This is a genomic window from Acidimicrobiia bacterium, from assembly GCA_041394025.1.
Taxonomy (GTDB): Bacteria; Actinomycetota; Acidimicrobiia; order IMCC26256; family JAOSJL01; genus JAOSJL01.
In genome coordinates, this window is the sequence record JAWKJA010000003.1 from 252,266 (window position 1) to 272,020 (window position 19,755).

Annotated in this window: 20 protein-coding genes; 12 read left to right on the plus strand and 8 right to left on the minus strand. The window is 71.3% G+C overall.

Going from position 1 to position 19,755, the window contains the following annotated elements:
• Positions 1-32 precede the first annotated feature (32 nt).
• From R3A49_08625 to R3A49_08665, 9 genes are all read left to right on the plus strand, one after another.
• Positions 33-1,274 carry an MFS transporter gene (locus R3A49_08625; protein ID MEZ5170792.1) on the plus strand — a complete coding sequence of 414 codons (1,242 nt, stop codon included), beginning with the start codon at positions 33-35 and terminating at the stop codon, positions 1,272-1,274.
• 50 nt (positions 1,275-1,324) lie between these two features.
• The gene (locus R3A49_08630; protein ID MEZ5170793.1) at positions 1,325-2,113 is read left to right on the plus strand and encodes a crotonase/enoyl-CoA hydratase family protein; all 789 of its coding nucleotides are present in this window, start codon (positions 1,325-1,327) and stop codon (positions 2,111-2,113) included.
• A gap of 64 nt (positions 2,114-2,177) precedes the next feature.
• Positions 2,178-2,972 carry a MerR family transcriptional regulator gene (locus R3A49_08635; GenBank protein ID MEZ5170794.1) on the plus strand — a complete coding sequence of 265 codons (795 nt, stop codon included), beginning with the start codon at positions 2,178-2,180 and terminating at the stop codon, positions 2,970-2,972.
• Positions 2,969-3,673 (plus strand): ubiquinone/menaquinone biosynthesis methyltransferase, encoded by a 705-nt coding sequence (locus R3A49_08640; protein ID MEZ5170795.1) that lies wholly within the window; start codon positions 2,969-2,971, stop codon positions 3,671-3,673. Before R3A49_08635 ends, R3A49_08640 begins: the two co-directional genes overlap by 4 nt.
• Entirely contained in the window at positions 3,670-4,950 is a 1,281-nt protein-coding gene (locus tag R3A49_08645) for an isochorismate synthase (GenBank protein MEZ5170796.1), read from the plus strand. Before R3A49_08640 ends, R3A49_08645 begins: the two co-directional genes overlap by 4 nt.
• Positions 4,951-5,096: 146 nt before the next feature.
• Positions 5,097-5,234, plus strand: coding sequence for a hypothetical protein (locus tag R3A49_08650; GenBank protein MEZ5170797.1), 138 nt, complete (start codon positions 5,097-5,099; stop codon positions 5,232-5,234).
• Positions 5,235-5,258: 24 nt separating this feature from the next.
• Positions 5,259-5,954, plus strand: coding sequence for a response regulator transcription factor (locus R3A49_08655; protein MEZ5170798.1), 696 nt, complete (start codon positions 5,259-5,261; stop codon positions 5,952-5,954).
• 2 nt (positions 5,955-5,956) lie between these two features.
• Positions 5,957-7,204, plus strand: a complete 1,248-nt coding sequence (locus R3A49_08660; GenBank protein ID MEZ5170799.1) for an ATP-binding protein — start codon at positions 5,957-5,959, stop codon at positions 7,202-7,204.
• Positions 7,205-7,310: 106 nt separating this feature from the next.
• Positions 7,311-8,057, plus strand: a complete 747-nt coding sequence (locus R3A49_08665) for a hypothetical protein (protein MEZ5170800.1) — start codon at positions 7,311-7,313, stop codon at positions 8,055-8,057.
• 31 nt (positions 8,058-8,088) lie between these two features.
• Here the strand turns inward: R3A49_08665 and R3A49_08670 are convergent, their stop codons facing one another.
• Positions 8,089-8,382, minus strand: coding sequence for a hypothetical protein (locus R3A49_08670; protein MEZ5170801.1), 294 nt, complete (start codon positions 8,380-8,382; stop codon positions 8,089-8,091).
• 294 nt (positions 8,383-8,676) lie between these two features.
• The gene (gene menD / locus R3A49_08675) at positions 8,677-9,837 is read right to left on the minus strand and encodes a 2-succinyl-5-enolpyruvyl-6-hydroxy-3-cyclohexene-1-carboxylic-acid synthase (protein MEZ5170802.1); all 1,161 of its coding nucleotides are present in this window, start codon (positions 9,835-9,837) and stop codon (positions 8,677-8,679) included.
• Positions 9,838-9,878: 41 nt separating this feature from the next.
• On the opposite strand from menD, the gene R3A49_08680 reads away from it, so the two are divergent.
• Positions 9,879-10,625, plus strand: coding sequence for an alpha/beta fold hydrolase (locus R3A49_08680; GenBank protein MEZ5170803.1), 747 nt, complete (start codon positions 9,879-9,881; stop codon positions 10,623-10,625).
• An 8-nt stretch (positions 10,626-10,633) separates the two neighbouring features.
• Here R3A49_08680 and R3A49_08685 read toward each other — a convergent pair whose 3' ends face one another.
• Both R3A49_08685 and menB read right to left on the minus strand, forming a co-directional pair.
• Positions 10,634-11,533, minus strand: a complete 900-nt coding sequence (locus tag R3A49_08685; protein ID MEZ5170804.1) for a 1,4-dihydroxy-2-naphthoate polyprenyltransferase — start codon at positions 11,531-11,533, stop codon at positions 10,634-10,636.
• Positions 11,530-12,285: a 1,4-dihydroxy-2-naphthoyl-CoA synthase gene (gene menB, locus R3A49_08690; protein MEZ5170805.1), complete on the minus strand. Its 756-nt coding sequence runs from the start codon at positions 12,283-12,285 to the stop codon at positions 11,530-11,532. Before menB ends, R3A49_08685 begins: the two co-directional genes overlap by 4 nt.
• A gap of 179 nt (positions 12,286-12,464) precedes the next feature.
• Between menB and R3A49_08695 the strand changes: the two genes are divergently transcribed.
• A complete protein-coding gene (locus R3A49_08695) occupies positions 12,465-13,658 on the plus strand; it encodes a class I adenylate-forming enzyme family protein (GenBank protein MEZ5170806.1) in 1,194 nt (397 codons plus the stop codon).
• Between the two features lie 33 nt (positions 13,659-13,691).
• Here R3A49_08695 and R3A49_08700 read toward each other — a convergent pair whose 3' ends face one another.
• Positions 13,692-13,886 carry a ferredoxin gene (locus R3A49_08700; GenBank protein ID MEZ5170807.1) on the minus strand — a complete coding sequence of 65 codons (195 nt, stop codon included), beginning with the start codon at positions 13,884-13,886 and terminating at the stop codon, positions 13,692-13,694.
• A gap of 5 nt (positions 13,887-13,891) precedes the next feature.
• Positions 13,892-15,103 (minus strand): cytochrome P450, encoded by a 1,212-nt coding sequence (locus tag R3A49_08705; GenBank protein MEZ5170808.1) that lies wholly within the window; start codon positions 15,101-15,103, stop codon positions 13,892-13,894.
• A gap of 340 nt (positions 15,104-15,443) precedes the next feature.
• On the opposite strand from R3A49_08705, the gene R3A49_08710 reads away from it, so the two are divergent.
• Positions 15,444-16,625 (plus strand): amidase, encoded by a 1,182-nt coding sequence (locus R3A49_08710; protein MEZ5170809.1) that lies wholly within the window; start codon positions 15,444-15,446, stop codon positions 16,623-16,625.
• Here the strand turns inward: R3A49_08710 and R3A49_08715 are convergent.
• Positions 16,622-18,082 (minus strand): FGGY-family carbohydrate kinase, encoded by a 1,461-nt coding sequence (locus R3A49_08715; GenBank protein ID MEZ5170810.1) that lies wholly within the window; start codon positions 18,080-18,082, stop codon positions 16,622-16,624. The two genes, R3A49_08710 and R3A49_08715, sit on opposite strands and share 4 nt — an antisense overlap.
• Complete coding sequence (locus tag R3A49_08720; protein ID MEZ5170811.1) at positions 18,079-19,731, minus strand: glycerol-3-phosphate dehydrogenase/oxidase; 1,653 nt, start codon at positions 19,729-19,731, stop codon at positions 18,079-18,081. The genes R3A49_08715 and R3A49_08720 overlap by 4 nt, the downstream gene beginning before the upstream one ends.
• Positions 19,732-19,755: the final 24 nt, after the last annotated feature.

Consider the following 19,755-nt stretch of genomic DNA (forward strand, 5'->3'; position numbering starts at 1 on the left):
GGCCCTGCGGACCGCGCCGGTAGCGTGGCCGGATGCCGCTTCCCCGCTCGCTCAGCGCCTTCCGGTACCGCCCGTTCACCCTCCTGTGGTCGGGCGCGTTCGTCTCCAACATCGGGCGCTGGATGGAGGCCGTGGCCGTCGGCGTCCTCGTGACGGAGACGACCGACCAGGCAGGCTGGACCGGGCTCGTGGCGGTCGCCGCCTTCGCTCCCAACGCCTTTCTCAGCCCACTGGGTGGTGCGCTCGCCGACCGCTACCACCGCCGGCTGCTGCTGCTCGGCACCATGGGCGTGCAGTGCGCTCTTGCCGTGGTGCTGACACTCCTGGCTCTGGGAGGCGTTCCGTCGCCGGGGGCCGTGACGCTCATCGTGTTCGTTGCCGGGTGCTTCGGGGCTCTGGGGTTCCCCGCCTACCAGGCGATCCTGCCCGAGCTCGTCCCCCGCGACGACCTCCCGGGTGCGGTGGCACTCGCGTCGGCCCAGTGGAATCTCGGGCGTGTCATCGGACCGGCGTGCGCGGGCATCGCCATCAAGCTCGGGGGGTACAGCTGGGCCTTCGGGATCAATGCGGCCAGCTACGCGGCCGTGATGGCCGTGCTGGTGATCCTTCCCCTGCGCCGCCAGAAGCCCGTCGTCACGCGGCTCTGGGAGACGATCACCGACGGCTTCCGGTATGTCCGCAACGAGCCGGGGATCCGGGCAACGCTCGTGTACATGCTGGTCACCGTCTTCCTCGCCGCACCGTTCATCGGCCTCATCCCCGCCATGGCCATCAAGGTGTTCGACGCGGGGACCGGGGGTACGGCAGCGCTCGTGTCGGCCCAGGGCCTCGGCGCCGTCGTCACGGGCGTCCTGTTCGGTTCGATCCAGGCGCGGCTGGGATCGCGCCGCACGCTCCTGGTGTCCGTCTGGCTCCTGCCGCCCGCACTCGTGCTCTACGCGCTCGCACCCTCCATCTGGCCGGCTGTGGTGGCGATCTTCGTGGTCGGTGCCGTGTACCTGGGCGCGCTCTCGAGCTTCACCACGATCGGCCAGTTGCGCGCCCCCGACGAAATGCGCGGCCGGGTGATGAGCGTGCTCATGATGATCCTCGGTGGCCTCTTCCCTCTCGGATCTCTTCTCCAGGGTGCCGTCGGCGACCGCATCGGGCTCCGGGTCACCGTCGCCGGAGCGGCCGTTCTCTACGGTGGCGCACTCGCGTGGCTGGCCACGCAACGACAGTCGCTCCTCGCTGCGCTCGATGTGACCCCGACACACACAGCAGCGAGCGGGTAGCGTCGCCGACCACCGTCGCCGAGAACCCACGAGACCGAGGAAGGCCAGACGTGCACACGAACAAGGCCGGCGAACCCATTGTCACGACCGAGCGACACGGCTCGAGCGCCCTCGTCACGCTCAACCGTCCCGAGGCGCGCAACGCCGTCAGCGGCGAGGTCACCGAGTCGGTCACCGAGGTGCTCGACGACCTGGAGGCCGACACGTCGGTCCGGGTCGTGGTTCTCACCGGTGCCGGAGAGGTGTTCTCGGCAGGAGCCGACCTCAAGCTCGCGGCGGAGGGGAAGATCGACAGCATCGCCCATCCCGACTACGGCTTCGCCGGTGTGGTGCAACGGAACTTCCCGAAGCCGCTGATCGCCGCGGTCAACGGGCCGGCGTTGGCGGGCGGGTTCGAGATCGTCCTGTCGTGTGATCTCGTGGTCGCCGGTACCGACTCGCGCTTCGGGATTCCCGAGGTGAAGCGCGGGCTCATCGCCGCTGCCGGAGGCGTCATCCGACTCCCGCGGCGCGTCCCCACCGCCGTCGCCCTCGAGCTGGCCATGACCGGTGATCCCATCGACGCCGAACGTGCCCGTGTGCTCGGCCTCGTCAACCGTGTCGTGGAGCCGGGCGGTGTCGTCGACGAGGCGCTGTCACTCGCCGATCGCATCGCGGCCAACGCTCCGCTGGCGGTACGCAACTCGCGGCGCATCATGCGCGAGTCGGTCGACCTCGAGGAGGACGCCGCCTGGGACTTCCAGAAGGACCTCCTGGCGGAGGTCTTCTCACACCCCGACGCGCTCGAAGGCCCACTGGCGTTCGCCGAGAAGCGCGACCCGGCGTGGACGAGCGGCTGAGGGCCCCGGAGACACCACCGTCCGGAGCCGACATAGGGAGTAACTGCTCCTAGAATCGTTGCTCATGACAACGACCGAGCGGGAGAGCTGGCGCGTGGAGGAGCTCGCTCGCCGCGGTGATGTCTCGGTCGACACCGTCCGCTTCTACCAGAAGCGCCGGCTCCTGCCGCCGCCCCGCCGTGAGGGGCGCATCGCCTGGTACGGCCCGGACCACCTCGAGCGCCTGGGGCGGATCCGCGACCTCCAGCGAGAGGGGTTCCCCCTCGCCGTGATCGGCCGGATCCTCGACGGGGAGCTGGACGCCACCGACGTTCCGCTCGCTGCAGCCGTCGCGCAGGCCGAGGACGTCGCCACCGACGCCGAGCTGCTCAGCGCCACCGCGTTGTCCGAACGAGCCGGCGTACCCCCGGCCATCGTCGAAGCCGTGGTGCGTGAGGGTCTCCTCGTGCCGCGCCTGTCGGAGGGACAGCCCACCTTCACCGTCGCCGACGTCGAGATCGTCCGCGCCGGGCTCCGGCTCCTGGAGACCGGTCTCCCGCTCCCCGAGCTCCTCGGGCTCGCGCGCCGCTACCACGACTCCGTGCACGATGTGGCCGAAGAGGCCGTCGCCCTGTTCGACGAGCACGTCCGTGAGCCTCTGCAGGACGCTGACCTCACCGACGACGAGAAGGCACAGCGTCTCGTGGAGGCGTTCCGGGTCCTCCTGCCGTCGGTGACGGCTCTCGTGGAGCATCACTTCCGACGCGTCCTGCTCCAGGTAGCCCAGGAGCACCTGGCGGCAGTGGGCGAGCCCGCGGAGCTGGCTGCCGCCGACGCCGAGGCGGTTCGGCTCGACTCGGGCTCGCCGGACGTCCCGTGACCGAGCGCCGCGTGCACGACGCGGTCCTGCCCGCGCCGGACCAAAAGGCCGCTGTCGTCGAGGAGATGTTCGACACGATCGCGCCGCGCTACGACCTCGTGAACCGGATCATGACGGGAGGACAGGACGAACGGTGGCGCCGTCGGACCGTCGAGACCCTGCAACTCCCGTCGTGGAGCGTGGTGCTCGACGTCGCGTGCGGAACCGGCGACCTCTGCCGTGCCCTGGCCGACCGGCGGTACAGGCCCGTCGGCGTCGACTTCTCGGCGGGGATGCTGCGGAGGGCCCGGACCCGTGAGCCGCTCGTGCGCGCCGATGCCCTCACGCTTCCCGTCGCGGCCGGTGGCGTCGACGGCATCGTCTGCGGCTTCGGGCTCCGGAACTTCTCCGATGTCGAGGCCTTCGTCGGCGAGTGCCACCGGGCCCTGCGCAGTGGAGGCCGCGTCGCCGTGCTCGAGACCGCCCGGCCGACGAGCTCCGTTGTGCGGGCGGCACACGGGTTCTACTTCGGGCGGATCGTGCCGCGTATCGGGGCCTGGTTGTCCGACGCGGAGGCCTACCGGTACCTGCCGGCCTCCACCGACGCTCTTCCGGAGTCGGAGGTTCTGCTCCGGCAGTTCCGCTCCGGTGGATTCCCGGACGTCGAGCGCGAGGTTCTCGGCCTCGGGGCGATCCAGCTGCTCGTGGGCACGCGAGCGTGAACCAGTCCGTCGACGACCGCGCCGCCGGCGCCGACACCACCCCGGGCCTGGAACTGGTCGACCACGTCACAGGTGACGACTTCGCGTGGATCACGCCGCGCGGGAGCTTCGTCGCCTCAGGGTCCGCGGCGGAGTACCCGCTCGACGAGGTCCACGACCGCCTCGCGGACATGACGGTGGAGGACGAGGTCGGAGCTCCCGGGACCGGCGCCGTGGCATGCGGAGCACTTCCCTTCGATCCGAGCCGGCACGACTCGGTGATGCTCCGTGTCCCCACGTCGGTCACCGGGGTGACGGCGTCGGGCACGTGGTGGCGCACAACCGTGGCCGGCGGGAACGACGACCTCCACGTCTCCACGGCGTATTCCGCTGCACCGGACGCCCTGCGGGACCGGGCCGAGGTCCCGCAACCGGGCACGGCGCGGTCCGGTCGCACGGCCACGGCGACGTCGCTTCCCGACCGCGACGGATGGGCCCGCATGGTCGCCGCCGCGCTCGCGCAGATCCGGCGTGGCGAGTTGGCGAAGGTCGTGCTGGCGCGCGAGGTCGCCGTCGAGCTCGGCGGGGCTGCGCACCTGGGCGCTGTGCTGGGTCACCTCGCCTCGACGACGCACGGTGCGTTCGTGTTCTCCGACCGCTCGTTCGTCGGTGCCTCGCCGGAGCTCCTGATCCGGCGTTCTGGTCCGCACGTCGAGTCGCAACCGATGGCCGGGTCCGTTCCGGTCTCGGCCGACGATGCGACGGCGGCGACGAGCCTCGCCGCGCTCACGCGTTCGGGAAAGGACCGCGACGAGCACCGTGTCGTCGTCGAGGCTGTGGCCGACGTGCTCGCGGACCACTCGCTGCGCGTCGATGTTCCCGACGCTCCCGAGCTCGTCCGACTCCCCTCCGTCGCCCACCTCGCAACCCGGATCACCGCCGAGCTCCCCGCCACCACCCCCGGTGAAGCGGTACCGTCCGCCCTCGACCTCGCTCTCCTTCTCCATCCGACACCCGCCGTGGGGGGAACGCCGCGGGACCGGGCGGTCGCCCTCATCGATGTGCTGGAGCCCTTCGACCGCGGGCGCTACGCCGGACCGGTCGGCTGGGTGCGTGCCGACGGCGACGGTGAGTGGGCCGTTGCGCTCCGCTGTGGTCTCCTCGACGGCGCGCTCGCCCGGCTGTTCGCCGGAGCGGGCATCGTCAGTGGTTCCGACCCGGACCGGGAGTGGGACGAGACGGAGGCCAAGCTGGCGCCGATGCTCTCGGCTCTCGGCGTGCCGCGACCCGTGAGTTGACTCTCTGTTGACCCTCGCGTGAGCGCGCGCTGACCGGGTCATCGGTACGGTCGGGGTGTGGAGAGGACCCGGGGAGACCTGAGAGGCCCGAGCTGGCGCACAGGGCGACGGAGCGACCGGCGCAACAGCCCGGAACGGCACACGCCGTGAACGACACGATGGTGCTGGCGGCCATGGTGCTCGGGCTCATGGCTCTCGCCGCGCTCCCCCGCCTGTGGTCGGGTCTCCGGCGATGGTCCGCCACCCGGACGGGTCACCACCCCCGACACGGCAGCTGTCCCTAGAGACAGCACCGTTACGCTGCGGCCGTGGCCACGGTTCTGCTCGTCGAGGACGATCGCGACATCGCTGAGCCGCTCGCGCGGGTTCTCCGCCGCGAGCAGCACCGTGTCGAGGTCGTGTCGAACGGTGCCACGGCTGCACAACTCGGTGTCGACGAGCGCTTCGACCTCGTCATCCTCGACCTCGGGCTTCCGGACCTCGACGGACTGGAGGTGTGCCGACAGCTCCGCGCCGCACACAGACGGCTTCCCATCCTCATCCTCACGGCACGTGCCAGTGAGGTCGATGCGGTCGTGGGTCTCGATGCCGGCGCCGATGACTACGTCACCAAGCCGTTCGGCGTCGCCGAGCTCCTCGCCCGCGCCCGCGCCCTCCTTCGCCGCGGAACCGTGCCCGGCGACGGGGACGACCGGGGTGGGGAAGCCGGTGGGGGGACCGGCGTGCGGATCGACCGTGAGGCCCGCCGAGCCTGGTCCGGCGACACCGAGCTCGACCTCACGGCCAAGGAGTTCGATCTCCTCCACGCCCTGATGAGCGAGGCCGGGAGCGTCGTGACGAGGGAACGGCTGATCGACGACGTGTGGGACATCCACTGGTCGGCGTCCACCAAGACCCTCGACATGCACATCTCCTCGCTCCGGAGGAAGCTCGGTGACAACGCGTCGTCGCCCCGGTACATCTCGACCGTCCGGGGTGTCGGCTACCGCTTCGAATCCGACTGAGCATGCGGCAACGCATCCTCATCGCGTTCATCGCCTTCTCCGTCCTCCTCATCGCCGCACTCGGTGTTCCCCTCGGGCTCGTGGGTACACGGCTCGTCCACGACCAGGCCGTGGAGCGACTCCAACAGCAGGCCTTCTCCACTGCCTCGAGCCTCGACCGCGAGATCCGTGCCGACCCGTCGGCACTCGACGAGTCGCTCGTCGAGGAGTTCACCCCCGACGACCACCAGGTGGAGGTCCGGACGGTGAGCGGTGGTCTCTTCAAGGCCGGCGACGACATCGAGGGAGCCGTCCTGTCGCGCCTGGCGCCGATCAACGACGAAGCCTCCGTGCGGGTGTCGACGAGCCGATCCGCTCTCGACGCCCGAACCCGCGAGGTCTGGCTGATCGTCACCGTCGTCGGGATCGCGGCACTGGTCGGTGCCGTTCTGATCGCCGTCTTCACGGCACGGCGACTCACCTCTCCGCTCGACACACTGGTCGACAGCGCCGAACGGCTCGGCGCCGGCCAATTCGACGTGCGGACGAGCCCGACGGGGTTGGCCGAGATCGACAAAGTGGGCAGCGAGCTCGACATGGCAGCCGCCAGGATCGGGGCCCTCCTCTCCCGTGAGCGTGCCTTCGCCGAGAACGCCTCCCACCAGCTGCGCTCGGTCATCACAGCGCTGCGCATCAGGGTCGAGGAGCTGGCGACGATCGAGGACCGCTCCGATCTCGACGACGAGATCGACACCACGCTGCGCGTCGTCGATCGACTCGAGGGCACCGTCGAGGAGCTCCTGGCTCTCTCGCAGAGCGGTCGCATCGGCGACGCGGAGGTCGTGGGAGCAGACGATCTGATCCACGGTTGCGCGGAGCGGTTCCGACCGGTCTTCGCCGCCAGGGGCCGCGTGCTCGTCGTCGACATCGGGTCACGGAGTGAGGTGCGGGTGAACCCCGCTGCCGTGGGCCAGGCTCTCGACGCCCTCGTCGACAACTCCCTGCAGCACGGTGCCGGCACCGTCGTCATGGCTTCAGGCGATCAGAAGGACTCGGTCGTCCTGCGTGTCTCCGACGAGGGATCGGGCATCGCCGACGACGCCCGGGCGCAGGTGTTCCGGCGGGGGGTGTCCCTGAGCGGTAGCAGTGGCCTCGGGCTCCCCATCGCACGCGAGATCGTCGAACTCGAGCACGGACGGCTGGTGCTGACGAGCGGGCGCCCTCCCGTGTTCGAGATCTACCTCCCGCGCGCCAGGGAAGCTGCTCGGTAGGAGGGCCGGCGCACTCTTTACCCGCCCTTTGCCCGGCGCTGGGGTCCCGCAGACGCGTCGGTTCGTATCGTGCAGGGCCCGACTCGCACCGTTCCAGGAGGTGCCCGTGGCGACCCTCGAGAGGATGCGGACCACCGACAGGATCGGTCGGTGGGCCCACGGCTACGCCCGTGAGCGCCGGGTGGTCGACGGCGGGCCCACGAGATGGCAGCTCCCCGCCTCCGATCTCGTGGAGCTCGAGACGTTCGTCGAGGGAGGGCTCGTCGAGCTGTTCGAGTCCGGGTCCTTCCGCCTGGCCGGGCCTCCGACGCACCAACGCGACTACGCGCCGCCGTCGGGGGGAGCGCACATGGACGACCCCCGTCGGCGACTCGTCCAGCTCCAGGCCTTCGGGGAGCTCGTCACCCAGCACGGCTGGCCCGCCAGCAGGATCGTTCTCGACGACGGCGTCGACCTCATGGGACTGGGCGCGGATCACGAGGTCCGTGTCGCCTGCGAGACGCGCGCGACACACGAGGAGGGCCGGGAGCTCCTGGACCGGCTGAACGACGACGGGCCGTTGGGGGACGCCGAGCGGTCGAAGCTCCGTGCCCGGCTGCACGGGCTCCGCCCCGAGGCGCTCTGGATCGTGGCGCCGGGAGTCCGGGCCGCCTTCCGCTTCCACCCCGACGGTGATGCGGGGAAGCCGACCCTCACCCGCACCATCGCACTCCCGGCCGCACTCGACGGGCGCCTGGAGTGCCCGGCCTGCGGCGCCGAGGACCTGTGGGGGATGCGCCTCACCTCCGACGGGCGGATCACGCTGATGTGCAACGTGTGCGAGGAGCGCTGGTCGCGCAACCCCCGCTGCTGACCCCGGCCGGCAGAGCCCGACGCGTCTCCGGTCAGGCGAGCCCTTCGACGGCGTGCACGATCCGGCGGTGATGCTCGACGTTCGCGGCGCGGTCGGTCGATGCGATCAGCATCCGGACACCCCCGGACTCCAGCCCTGACGACATCGAGCGTCCGAGATCGGTTGCGGTCGCGACGCGCTCGACGGGAATCCGGTGGAGGGTGGCGAGAGCTGCGAGGTCGAGGCCGTGCGAGGTGCCGAACACCTCCTCGAAGCACCTGTCGCTGACCGACGGACTGGAGGCCTGGGGAAGGAACGAGAAGATCCTCCCCGTCGTTGTCGACAACGACGAGGAGGAGGTCGATGTCGCGCTCGACGGCCCGGAGCAGCGCGTTGGAGTCGTGGAGAAGGCACAGATCCCCGACGAGGGCGAGCGTCGGGCCGTCGGAGGTCGCGGCGACCCCGAGAGCCGTCGACACGAGTCCGTCGATCCCGTTGGCGCCCCGGTTGGCGACGATGCGCAACCCGCGACGATCGGCCGCGAACGCCTCGACGTCTCGGACCGGCATGCTCGACGCCACAACGAGTGTGGATCCCTGCGGAGCGGCCGCTACGACGTCGTGGGCGATGCGTGGCTCGGTCAGCTCGTCGGACCGGCCGAGCTCGGCGTCGACGGCCCGGCGCGCGCCCGACTCGGCGGCCTCCCATGCGTCGATCCATGCCGGATCGGGAGCGGTCGCGCCGTCCAGGCGTGTGGAGGTGCTGCGAGGAGTTCGTCGGCATCGGCGTGGACGACGAGGTCGGCGCCATGTGCCGGGTCGGGCCAGCCACCGGGACGATCCACGACGATTCGCCGCGCAACACGGTCCAGCCATGACACGGCGACCTTCGACGTCGGGACCGCACCCAGTTGCACGACCACGTCGGGAAGCAGGCGCTGCGCGAGCTCGTCGTCGCGAAGCAGGAGGTCGTAGGTCGTCACCGTCGCGAGCGACGTGGAGTCGGCACCCGTCCTGAGACCCGACAACGGATCGGCGAGGACGGGCCAACCGAGTCTTCCGGCGAAGGCGCCGACCGCGCCCGTCCCGGCGTCGGTCCCCCAGCCGGCGACCACGACGCCCCGTGCGACACCTCGAACCGCAGCGCAGACGGCCTCGATCGCTCTGTCGCCGGGGCTCGCACCCGGAACCGCTGACGTCCAGGGTCTGTCGCCCGGCCGACCCGGTGCCTCGACGAGCGGTGCACCCGTCGGAACCAGCGGCTCGTGGAACGGGAGGTTCAGGTGGACCGGGCCGGGGATTCCGGCCGTCGCCTCGCACACCGACCGTGCCGCGAGGGAACGCCACACGCGGCCGACGCCCGGACGGTCCTCGGGCGGCCCCGGATCGCAGAACCAGCGCACCGACCGGCCGTAGAGGTGGGTCTGGTCGATCGTCTGGCCCGCTCCGACGTCTCGCAGCTCTGCGGGACGGTCGGCTGTGCACACGATGAGTGGGATCCGACCGTGATCGGCCTCGACGACCGCGGGATGGAAGTTGGCCGCTGCCGTCCCCGAGGTCGAGAGCACCACGGCGGGGCGACCGTCGCCGCGGGCACACCCGAGCGTGAAGAAGGCCGCCGACCGCTCGTCGAGGAAGACCTCGAGCCGGATCCGATCGTCGGACGCCAGCGCGAGCGCCAGGGGTGTCGATCGCGATCCGGGGGCCAGGGCTGCCATCCGGACTCCACCCCGTACCCATTCGTCGACGAGCGTCCGGGCGAACGACGTCGTGGCGTCACGGTCGCCGACCGGTGCCGTCACGGCGTTCTCCCCGGCTGTCGGCGGCAGGCGAGAATGGGTCCGTGAAGGTCGTCCTGGTCCACGGGTTCACCCAGACTGCCGCGTCGTGGGGCCCGGTTGCGGATGCCCTGTCGGACTCGTTCGACGTGGAGACCGTCGATCTCCCCGGGCACGGCGCCCGCGGGGCGGACCGGCCGACCTCGTTCGAGGAGGTGGCGGCCGACCTCGGCGACCGCTGCGGCGAGGCCGCCTACGTCGGCTACTCCCTCGGGGGCCGTCTCGTGTTGCGCCTCGCCCTCGACCGTCCCGAGGTCGTGCGGGCCGCCGTACTCATCGGCGCGTCGCCCGGGATCGACGACCCGGTTCAGCGGGCGCTTCGCACGGACGCCGACGACGAACTGGCGACCCGCATCGAGGAGGTCGGCACCGCGGCCTTTCTCGACGCATGGCTGGCACAGCCGCTCTTCGCCACCCTTCCCGCCGAGGTCGCCGGTCTCGCCGACCGTCTCGACAACGAGCCCGAGGGCCTCGCGGCCGCTCTGCGCGTACTCGGGACCGGCGCGCAGGTACCGGTGTGGGACCGTCTCGCCGGTCTGGCTCCACCGACGTTGCTCATCGCGGGCGCACTCGACGAGAAGTTCGCCGTGCTCGCCGGCTCCATGTCGGACGCCACCGGGCCGCACGTGATCCCCGCCGTGGTGGACGACGCCGGCCACGCCGTCCAGCTCGAGAAGCCCGCAACCGTGGCGGGCCTGGTGGCGGACTTCCTCGGGGCCGTGGAGTCGTCGGAGACCGACGGTCGCAGCTGAGCGCCCGGTCACGATCCCACCGCCAGTCCACACGCAGCGAGAGCCGACCACAGGAGCTGGACACGGCCGGTGCCGGCGAGCGCCGGGATCAGGTCGTGTGGCGTGTGGGCACGGGCGACGACACGTGCGAGAGCACCGGCGGGGATCCCGGCCACCAGGGCCATGAGCGCCCACGGGCTCGTCCAGGCCAGCGGGACGGCAGCGAGAACTCCGCCGGCCAGGCACGCTGCGTAAAGGACGCGCGCCGCACGGTCACCCACCCGCGCCGCGAGGGTGTGTTTGCCCGCCGACGTGTCCGTGCCGATGTCGCGGATGTTGTTGGCCAGCAGCAGCGCCGCCGCGAGCAGGCCGACGCCGGTTGCGCCCCACCATGCAGCGGCCGGGATCTCCTCGGCGACGACATAGGTGGTGCCGACCGTCGCCACGTAGCCGAAGAAGACGAGGACCATGAGTTCGCCGAGCCCCGAGTAGCCGTAGGGGCGCGGTCCGCCCGTGTAGAGCACGCCCGCCGCGAGTGCGGCGACGCCGACGAGGAGCAGCCACGGGCTCACGACGAGGCTGAGCAGCAGGCCGACGGCGGCGGCAACGGCGAACGACACCACTGCGGCCGTCCTCACCGACGACGCGCGCGCTGCCCCCGACGCGGTGAGCCGCAGAGGACCGACCCGATCGACATCGGTTCCCCGCACGCCGTCGGAGTAGTCGTTGGCGTAGTTGACGCCTACCTGGAGTGCCAGCGCCACGACGAGCGCCCCGGGGGCCCGCCACCACACCGGGTCCGGCGAGTGTGTCGCGACAGCAGCGCCCACCAGAACCGGCGCCACTGCTGCGGGCAGGGTGCGGGGACGGGCACCGGCGAGCCAGAGGTGCCAGCCGGTCGGCACGGGCGCCGCGGCCGATGAGCTCACGGACGCTTGGGGAACTGGCCGAAGTCGGGTGGTCGCTTGTTGACGTACGCGTCGCGCCCCTCCTGGGCCTCCTCGCTCATGTAGTAGAGGAGTGTCGAGTCGCCCGCCAGCTGCTGGATCCCGGCCAGGCCGTCGTCGGCGGCGTTGAGCGACGCCTTCAGCATCCGGAGCGCCAGCGGGCTGTGGCGCAGCATCTTCCGGCACCACTCGACCGTGGTGACCTCGAGGTCGGCAAGCGGCGTGACGGTGTTGACCAGACCCATGTCGAGGGCGGCCTGCGCGTCGTACTGCTCGCACAGGTACCAGATCTCACGGGCCTTCTTCTGCCCGACCATCCGGGCCAGCAGTCCCGAGCCGTAGCCGCCGTCGAAGGACCCGACCTTGGGGCCGGTCTGACCGAACCGGGCGTTGTCGGCCGCGATCGTGAGGTCGCACACGACGTGGAGTACGTGACCGCCGCCGATGGCGTAGCCGGCCACCATCGCGACCACGGGTTTCGGGGTGCGACGGATCTGGATCTGGAGGTCGAGCACGTTGAGACGACCGATGCCCTGCTCGTCCTTGTAGCCGTCGTCGCCGCGGATGCGCTGGTCGCCACCCGAGCAGAATGCATCGGGCCCCTCGCCCGTGAGGACGATGACGCCCGTCCCGGGGTCGTCGCGGGCGACGTCGAAGGCGTCGCGCAGCTCGAAGAGGGTCGTGGGCCGGAAGGCGTTGCGGACCTCGGGCCGGTTGATGGTGATCTTGGCCATGCCGTCGGCCGCCTCGTGGCGGATGTCGACATAGGCGTCACGGTCGCGAGGCGCCACCGGGGCCCAGTCGGCGCCGGGGCGGATGGCGGGCTGCGTCGTCTCGGATTCCATGGGCGTCCTCACTCTGGGAGCGATCACTCCGACGGTTAGCCTAGTCGTGTGGACCCCCGGGATCGCCAGTGACGCGTGAGCTCGTGGCCGTCGTCGGAGGCGGGCGCATGCCCCGCACGGCGGTGGCCCGGGCGGTGTGCGACGCCTGGGACGCCGGCGACGCCGTCGCGGTCCTGGATCCGGCCTCGTCGCCCGCCGCGGTGGAGGCGCAGGTCGAGAGCCTCGACGCCACACGGCTGATCGACTCGTCGGGCCCGCACCGGGTGGCCACGGGCACGCCCGTGGAGCCCGACGTCGTGGCGGTGGTACTCACGTCAGGGACGACGGGCACGCCGGCAGCGGTCACGCTCACGGGCACGGGCATGCACGCCATGGTTGCCGGCGTCTCGGCGGCACACGGAGCCGGTGGGACCGCGCAGACGTGGCTGTGCTGTCTTCCGCTGCACCACATGGCCGGCCTCGGAATTCTCGCCCGGCACCATCTGGGCGGCGACGGCCTCGTCATCCACGAGTCGTTCGACGCGGCCGCCGTTGCCCGGGCGCCGACGGAGAGCGGCGCCACGATCGTGTCGCTGGTCCCGACGATGCTCCACCGGATGCTCGAGGAAGGCGTGCCCGTCGACGGCTACCGCGCCCTGCGCCTGGGTGGTGGACCGGTGCCCGACGGCCTGAGACGGCGCGCGGAAGAGGCCGGCGGTCGTGTCGTCGCGACGTACGGCATGACCGAGACCTGGGGTGGGTGTGTGCACGACGGCGTGGCCGACGCAGGCGTGGACCTTCGCATCGGTGAGGGGGGAGAGATCCAGGTGCGTGGCACGGTCGTCACCCCGGGCTACCACCGCGACCCGGAGCGGACCCGGAGAGCCTTCACCGCCGACGGCTGGCTCCGGACGGGCGACGTGGGCGAGCTCACGGCCGGCTCGCGGGGAGAGCCCGACCGGCTGCGCGTGGTCGACAGGATCAAGGATCTCATCATCTCCGGCGGTGTGAACGTCAGCCCCACGGCTGTGGAGGCGGCGCTCATCGGGCATCCGCGTGTCGCCGACGTCGCGGTTGCCGGCGCACCCGACGATGAGTGGGGCGAGCGCGTCGTCGCTCACGTGGTGCCCGTCGACCCCGGCGAACCACCCGACCTGGATGCGCTGCGCGCGTTCGCCGCGCACTCGCTCCCCGCCCCGTCGCTGCCTCGGGACGTCCGGGTCACCGAGCGCATCCCGCGTACGCCGGGCGGCAAGATCCGACGGGTGGAGCTCAGGCACTGACCACGGGGCCGGTAGCACCGGTCGGCGCCCCGCTCAGTCCTCCACGACCGTGATGGCGTCCTCGGGGCAGTTGGCGGCGCCGATGCGGGCCTGGTCGACGTGCTCGGGGGCGACATCGGGCTCCCGGATCACACAGTGGCCGTAGTCGTCGGCGGAGTAGACGTCGGGGCCCAGGGCGTAGCACCGGCCGTGCCCGACACACAGGTCGGGGTCGACCTGGACCCTCACCGGGCTCACAGGCGCTCCCCCGGCGTGAACTCCAGGGGGAGGTACTCCACCTCACGGATCGTCAGCGAGTACCGCGGTGTCTCACCGTCGGGAAGGACGTAGTCGCCGATACGCCCGTGGAGCACCTCGAGGGCCACGCGCATCTCGAGGCGTGCCAGGTGCGACCCGAGGCAGCGGTGCACACCACCACCGAACGCCAGGTGCTTGTTCGACTCGCGTTCGAAGTCGACGACGTCGGCATCGGAGAAGTGGCGGTCATCGGTGTTGGCCGACGCCAGGAGGCACGTCACGGTCTCGCCGGCGGTGAGGGTCTCGCCGTCGACGTCGACGTCCTCCATCACGAGACGCGGAACGCCCGGGACCGGCGTCTCCCAGCGCAGCAGCTCCTCCACCGCGCCGGGAATCAGCGACGGGTCGGCCACGAGGGCATCACGGCGGTCGGGACGCTGCGCCAGGTACGAGACGGCACACCCGAGGGAGGCCGTGACGGTGTCGAGTCCGGCGAGGAGGAAGAGGTAGCAGATGTCGAGGATCTCGTTGCGGGACAGCGTGCGGCCGTCGACCTCGGCGTCGAGGAATCCCGAGATGAGGTCGTCGCGGCGGTCACGGGAGCGCTCCTCGATCACCTCCTCGAAGTAGGCGTAGATCTCCTGGCCCGTGGCGTCACGGATCGCCTTATCGCCCTCGGCGTCGTCGGCGACCGGTCGGATGATGTCGTTCTTGAATCGCAGGAACAGCTCGAGGTCGTCGAGCGGGAGCCCGAGCATCCGGAGGAAGACGGTGCACGGGAACGGGATGGCGAACTGCGAGTCGAACTCGCAGCGGCCGTCCTCGATGAACCCGTCGACGAGGTCGTTCGCCAGGCTCCGGATGTCGTCCTCGAGCAACGCCATCTCGCGCGGGGCGAAGAGCGGATCGAGGAGGCGGCGGTACTGAACGTGCTCGGGTGGGTCGATCTGGAGCGGGATCAGCGGACGGACCTGGCCGATCTGCACGGCGTCGAACTGCGAGGAGAAGAGCTCCGGGGAGCGGAGCGCCCAGTGGACGTGCTCATGGCGCGTGAGCAGCGCCATGCCCATCTCCTCGACACGCGTCACCGCTGCCTCGTCGCGCATCGACGCGTGGAACTGCTGGGGGTTCCCGCCGATCTCCGGGTCGTAGTCGGCGCCGGGTCGTACCGTGTCGAGGGGATGGGGAGAGCCGTCGTCGTCGAACATCGCCCGTCACCCTAACGGTGTCGACCGCCACTGCGGAGCCAACCTGCGAACGGCGGTAGCGTGCCGCCCATGTCCGACACACAGCACAACGACCCGTTCCTCGACGCCACCTCCCAGGCCGAGCTCGTCCGTTCCGGCGAGGCGAGCCCGTCCGAGCTCGTCGAGGCCGCCATTTCACGCGTCGAAGAGCTCAACGGGGAGCTCAACGCCGTGATCCACCCGCTCTTCGAGAAGGCCCGGGCGTCGGCCGCCGCCGACTTCCCGACGGGCCGTTCCGCGGGTACCGATCGTCCTCAAGGACCACGACGGCGAGTCGGCCGGCGATCCCGTGTGCCACGGCATGCAGCTCCTCAAGGACGTGGGGCTCACCGGCGAGCGCGACTCCTACCTCTTCGCCCGGCTCCGGCACGCCGGATTCGTCCCGATCGCGAAGACCAACACCCCCGAACTCGGCCTGATGCCGACCACCGAACCCCGCGCCTTCGGACCGACCCACAACCCGTGGAACACCGAGCACACGCCCGGTGGGTCGAGCGGTGGATCGGCAGCCGCCGTTGCATCGGGCATGGTTCCCGTCGGGCACGCTGGCGACGGCGGCGGCTCCATCCGGATCCCGTCCAGCGCGTGTGGTCTCTTCGGCCTGAAGCCCACCCGCGGCCGCACCTCCATGGGCCCCGACGAGCACGACCCCTGGAACGGTCTCGTCGTGCGGCACGTCCTCACACGCACGGTACGCGACTCCGCTGCCGTTCTCGACGTGATCGCCGGCAGTGCTCCGGGCGACCCCTACCGCGAGCCACTCCCCGAGCGTCCCTACGCCCGGGAGGTCGGCACCGATCCCGGGAAGCTGCGGATCGGGATCCTCACGAAGAGCCCGCTCAGCGACACCGACCCGGCATGCGCGGCTGCGGCCGAGGACACCGGCGCCCTCCTCGAGTCCCTCGGCCACCACGTGGAGCCCGCCGACACGGCGGCGCTGCACGACGCCTCGGTCCTGGAGCACTTCGTGGTCCTGATGTCGTCGTGGGTCCGCTCGGATCTCGACGCGTTCGGACGACGTCTGGGACGGGAGATCACGTCGGCCGACGTCGAGCCGATGACGGCCTTCTACGCCGACAACGCCGCGGAGTTCTCCGCGGCGCACTACATCACCGCCATCGAGGAGCTCCACGCGTGGACGCGCCGTGTCGTGACGTTGTGGACCGACGGCCTCGATCTGCTCCTCACCCCCACGCTGGCCACCGTTCCGCCGAAGCTCGGTGAGCTCGTCCCCGACGACGACAACCTCCTCGACGGGATCCTCCGCCAGAGCACGATGGCCGCCTACACCGCACCGTTCAACATGACGGGCCAGCCGGGGGTCTCGCTCCCTCTCACCTGGAGCGACGAGGGGTTGCCGATCGGCTCCCAGCTGATCGCCGCCACCGGAGGTGAGGACCTGTTGCTCCGGGTGTCGGCACAGGTCGAACAGGCCCGGCCGTGGGCCGACCGTCGGCCGCCGGTGTCGGCGAGCTCCCGCTAGCGCGGCCGCAGGTCGAGCTCCGACAGCGCAGGGTGCCAGCCGCCGGCGCGCCCCACGGCCTCTTTCCAACGGTCGCGACGGGACTCGCCCCGGGGCTCGAAGCGAGCGCGTGGCGACCAGGTGGCGGCGAGCTCCCCGATGTCTGTCCATGCACCGGACGCGAGCCCTGCGAGAAAGGCACCTCCGAGCGACGTCGCCTCGCGCACGGGAGCGACCTCCACCGGCCGCTCCGTGGCATCGGCCACGGCCTGGCCGAAGACGTCGTTCTCCGCCATCCCGCCGTCTATGCGCAACGCGTCGATCGCCAGGCCGGAGTCCGTCGCCGCGTCGACCAAATCGGCGGCCCGGTGTGCCACCCCTTCGAGGACCGCTCTCACGACCTCCGGCTTTCCCGTTCCGCGGGTGAGCCCGACGAAAGTGCCTCGCGCCCCGAAGTCCCAGTAGGGCGTTCCGAGACCGAGCAGCGCCGGGACGTAGAACACGTCGCCGGTGTCGTCGCACTCTGCGGCCACGGTCGCGGAGTCGGCCACGTCGGCGAGGAGACCGAGGCCGTCGCGCAACCACTCCACGTTCGTGCCCGCCGCCAGCATGATGGCCTCGAGGCCCCACATGTCGACGCCGTCCTTCCTCCACGCCACGATGGGGTAGCCACCGCTCGCCGTGACGCCCTGCGACGGTCGCTCGGCGCCGACCACGACGTCGAGCATCGCCCCGGTGCCGAACGTGATCTTGGCGTCGCCGGGGGCGACGCATCCCTGGCCCACGAGTGAGGCCTGCTGGTCGCCTGCGATGCCGGCGATCGGGGGTGCACCCGGGAGCGCAGCGGCATGTCCCACGACGCCCGTCGTGTCGACGACCTCGGCCATGAGGTGGCCCGGGATCCCGAACGTCGCGAGGCGTGACTCGTCCCACGCCGATCCACTGTCGGCCAGCAACCCGGTGACCGCCGCGTTCGTGGCGTCGGTGACATGGTGCTCGCCCCGGGTGAGGTTCCACACGAGCCACGTGTCGACGGTACCGGCGAGCAACGGGTCGGTGTCCGCCGTACCTGTGCCTGCGAGAAGGGCCTCGATCTTGGTGGCGGTCTGGTTGGGTGCGAGATCGATGCCCTCGGCCTTCAGCTCGAGGCACCGGCCCACGGTGCGGAGATCCTGCCACCCGAGGCCCGGCGCCACGGGATGTCCCGTCCGGGAGTCCCACACGACTGCCGACCCACGCTGGTTCACCACCGCCATCGCCTCGACGGGTCCCCCGGTGTCGAGCGCCTCGCCCGCCGCATCCAGAGCGGCAGCCGCCATCGCGGCGGCGTCGAACTCGACGAGACCGTCGGCCGGTGACGACGGTAGCTGCGGCCGCGCGTGTTCGGTCACGACCTCGGCCGTGCCGCGGTCGGTCGGGCCGTCGATGAGCGACGCACGAACCGAGCTCGTGCCGGCATCGAGCACCAGGAACCTCATGAGGTTGCAGTGAGCGCTTGGTCGACGGTGGTCGACGGGGTCTCGGGGAGCCCGGCGGCGTCGCGCTCGGCTGCAACGGAGGCCCGGTAGTCGGCGACCTCGCGCTCGACGTCGCCGGCGTCCCACCCGAGCTCGGGTGCGACGAGCACCGCCACGTCGGGCGCCGCTCGCGCCGATGCGTCGCGCCCGAAGAGGCGGGCGCGGGTCCGACGCGAGAGGATGTCGTCGAGCGTTCGGGCGTACTCGTCGCGGACAGCGTGCACGGCCTCCGCCCGGAGGTACGGAAGCCCCTCGACGAGAGGCCGACCGAGCTCGGGATCCGCCGTCACCAGCTCGGTGATGGCACCCGCCCCACTCCCGTAGCGCCCGAGCAGGTGGTCGGCCGTTCCCGGCTCCGGCCCCGGCGACGACCGGCGAATGCCCTCGGCGCCCGCGAGCCTCAACGTGCGGGTCCGGCACCGGCCGCGCCGGTCGAGTCTCGTCATGATCCTGTCGACCACGTCACTCGCCATGCGACGGTAGGTCGTGAGCTTCCCGCCGGTGACCGTGATCACACCGGCGGCGGACTCATGGACCGCGTGTCGCCGAGACAGGTCGGCGGTGCGTTCCGAGCCCGCTCCATGCAGCAGCGGGCGCAATCCGGCCCACGATCCGACGATGTCGCTGCGGTCGAGGTCGACGTCGAGCAGTCCGTTGGCCGCCGACAGCAGGTAGTCGACGTCGTCGGGGGTGCACGGTGGGTCGTCGAGCGGGCCGTCGTAGTCGGTGTCGGTGGTCCCGAAGTAGGCGACGTCACCCCACGGGGCGACGAAGATCGACCTCCTGTCACCGCGCACGGGGATGATCGACCCCACGCTGTTGCGCACCCTGCCCCACGGCACGGCCACGTGGATCCCCTTGGCCGGACGGAGATCACCCGGGTCGGCACCGTCCTCGAGGGAACGCACCCGGTCGCTCCACACGCCCCCGGCGTTGACGACCACCGATGCGGCGACGGGGATCTCGGAGCCGTCGGCGACGACGTCGGCCCCGACCACCCGGTCCCCGGAACGCCTCAGCCCCACGACCTCTGCATGGTTGGCGACGGCTGCCCCCAGGTCTGCCGCCGTCATGACCACGGTGAGGGTGAGGCGGGCGTCGTCGGCCTGGGCGTCGTAGAAGAGGTACGACGGGGCGAGGCCCTCGGGCCGCAGCGTCGGAATGAGCGAACGGGCCTCGTCGACGGCGAGGCGCTGGTGCCGGCGGCCGATCCTGGCGCCACCGGTGAGGTCGTAGAGCCACATCGCCGTCCCGAGTGCCCGGCTGAGCTTCCGCGGGACGACGCCTCCCCGGGCGTACACCGGGAGGACGAACGGCAGGACCCGCACGAGGTGGGGTGCGTTGCGCAACAGCACCTGTCGCTCCGCGAGCGCCTCGTAGACGAGTCGGAACTCACGTTGCTCGAGATAGCGGACGCCGCCGTGGACGAACTTGGACGACTTCGACGATGTGCCCGACGCGAAGTCGTGGCGCTCCACCAGTGCGGTCCGCAGCCCACGCGTCACGGCGTCGAGTGCGACGCCTGCACCGGTGATGCCGCCACCGACAACGAGCACGTCGAAGTGCTCGTCGGCGAGCCGGGACAGGGCGATCTCGCGGGATCTCGTCATGGCCGTCGCGAGGCTACCGAGTGG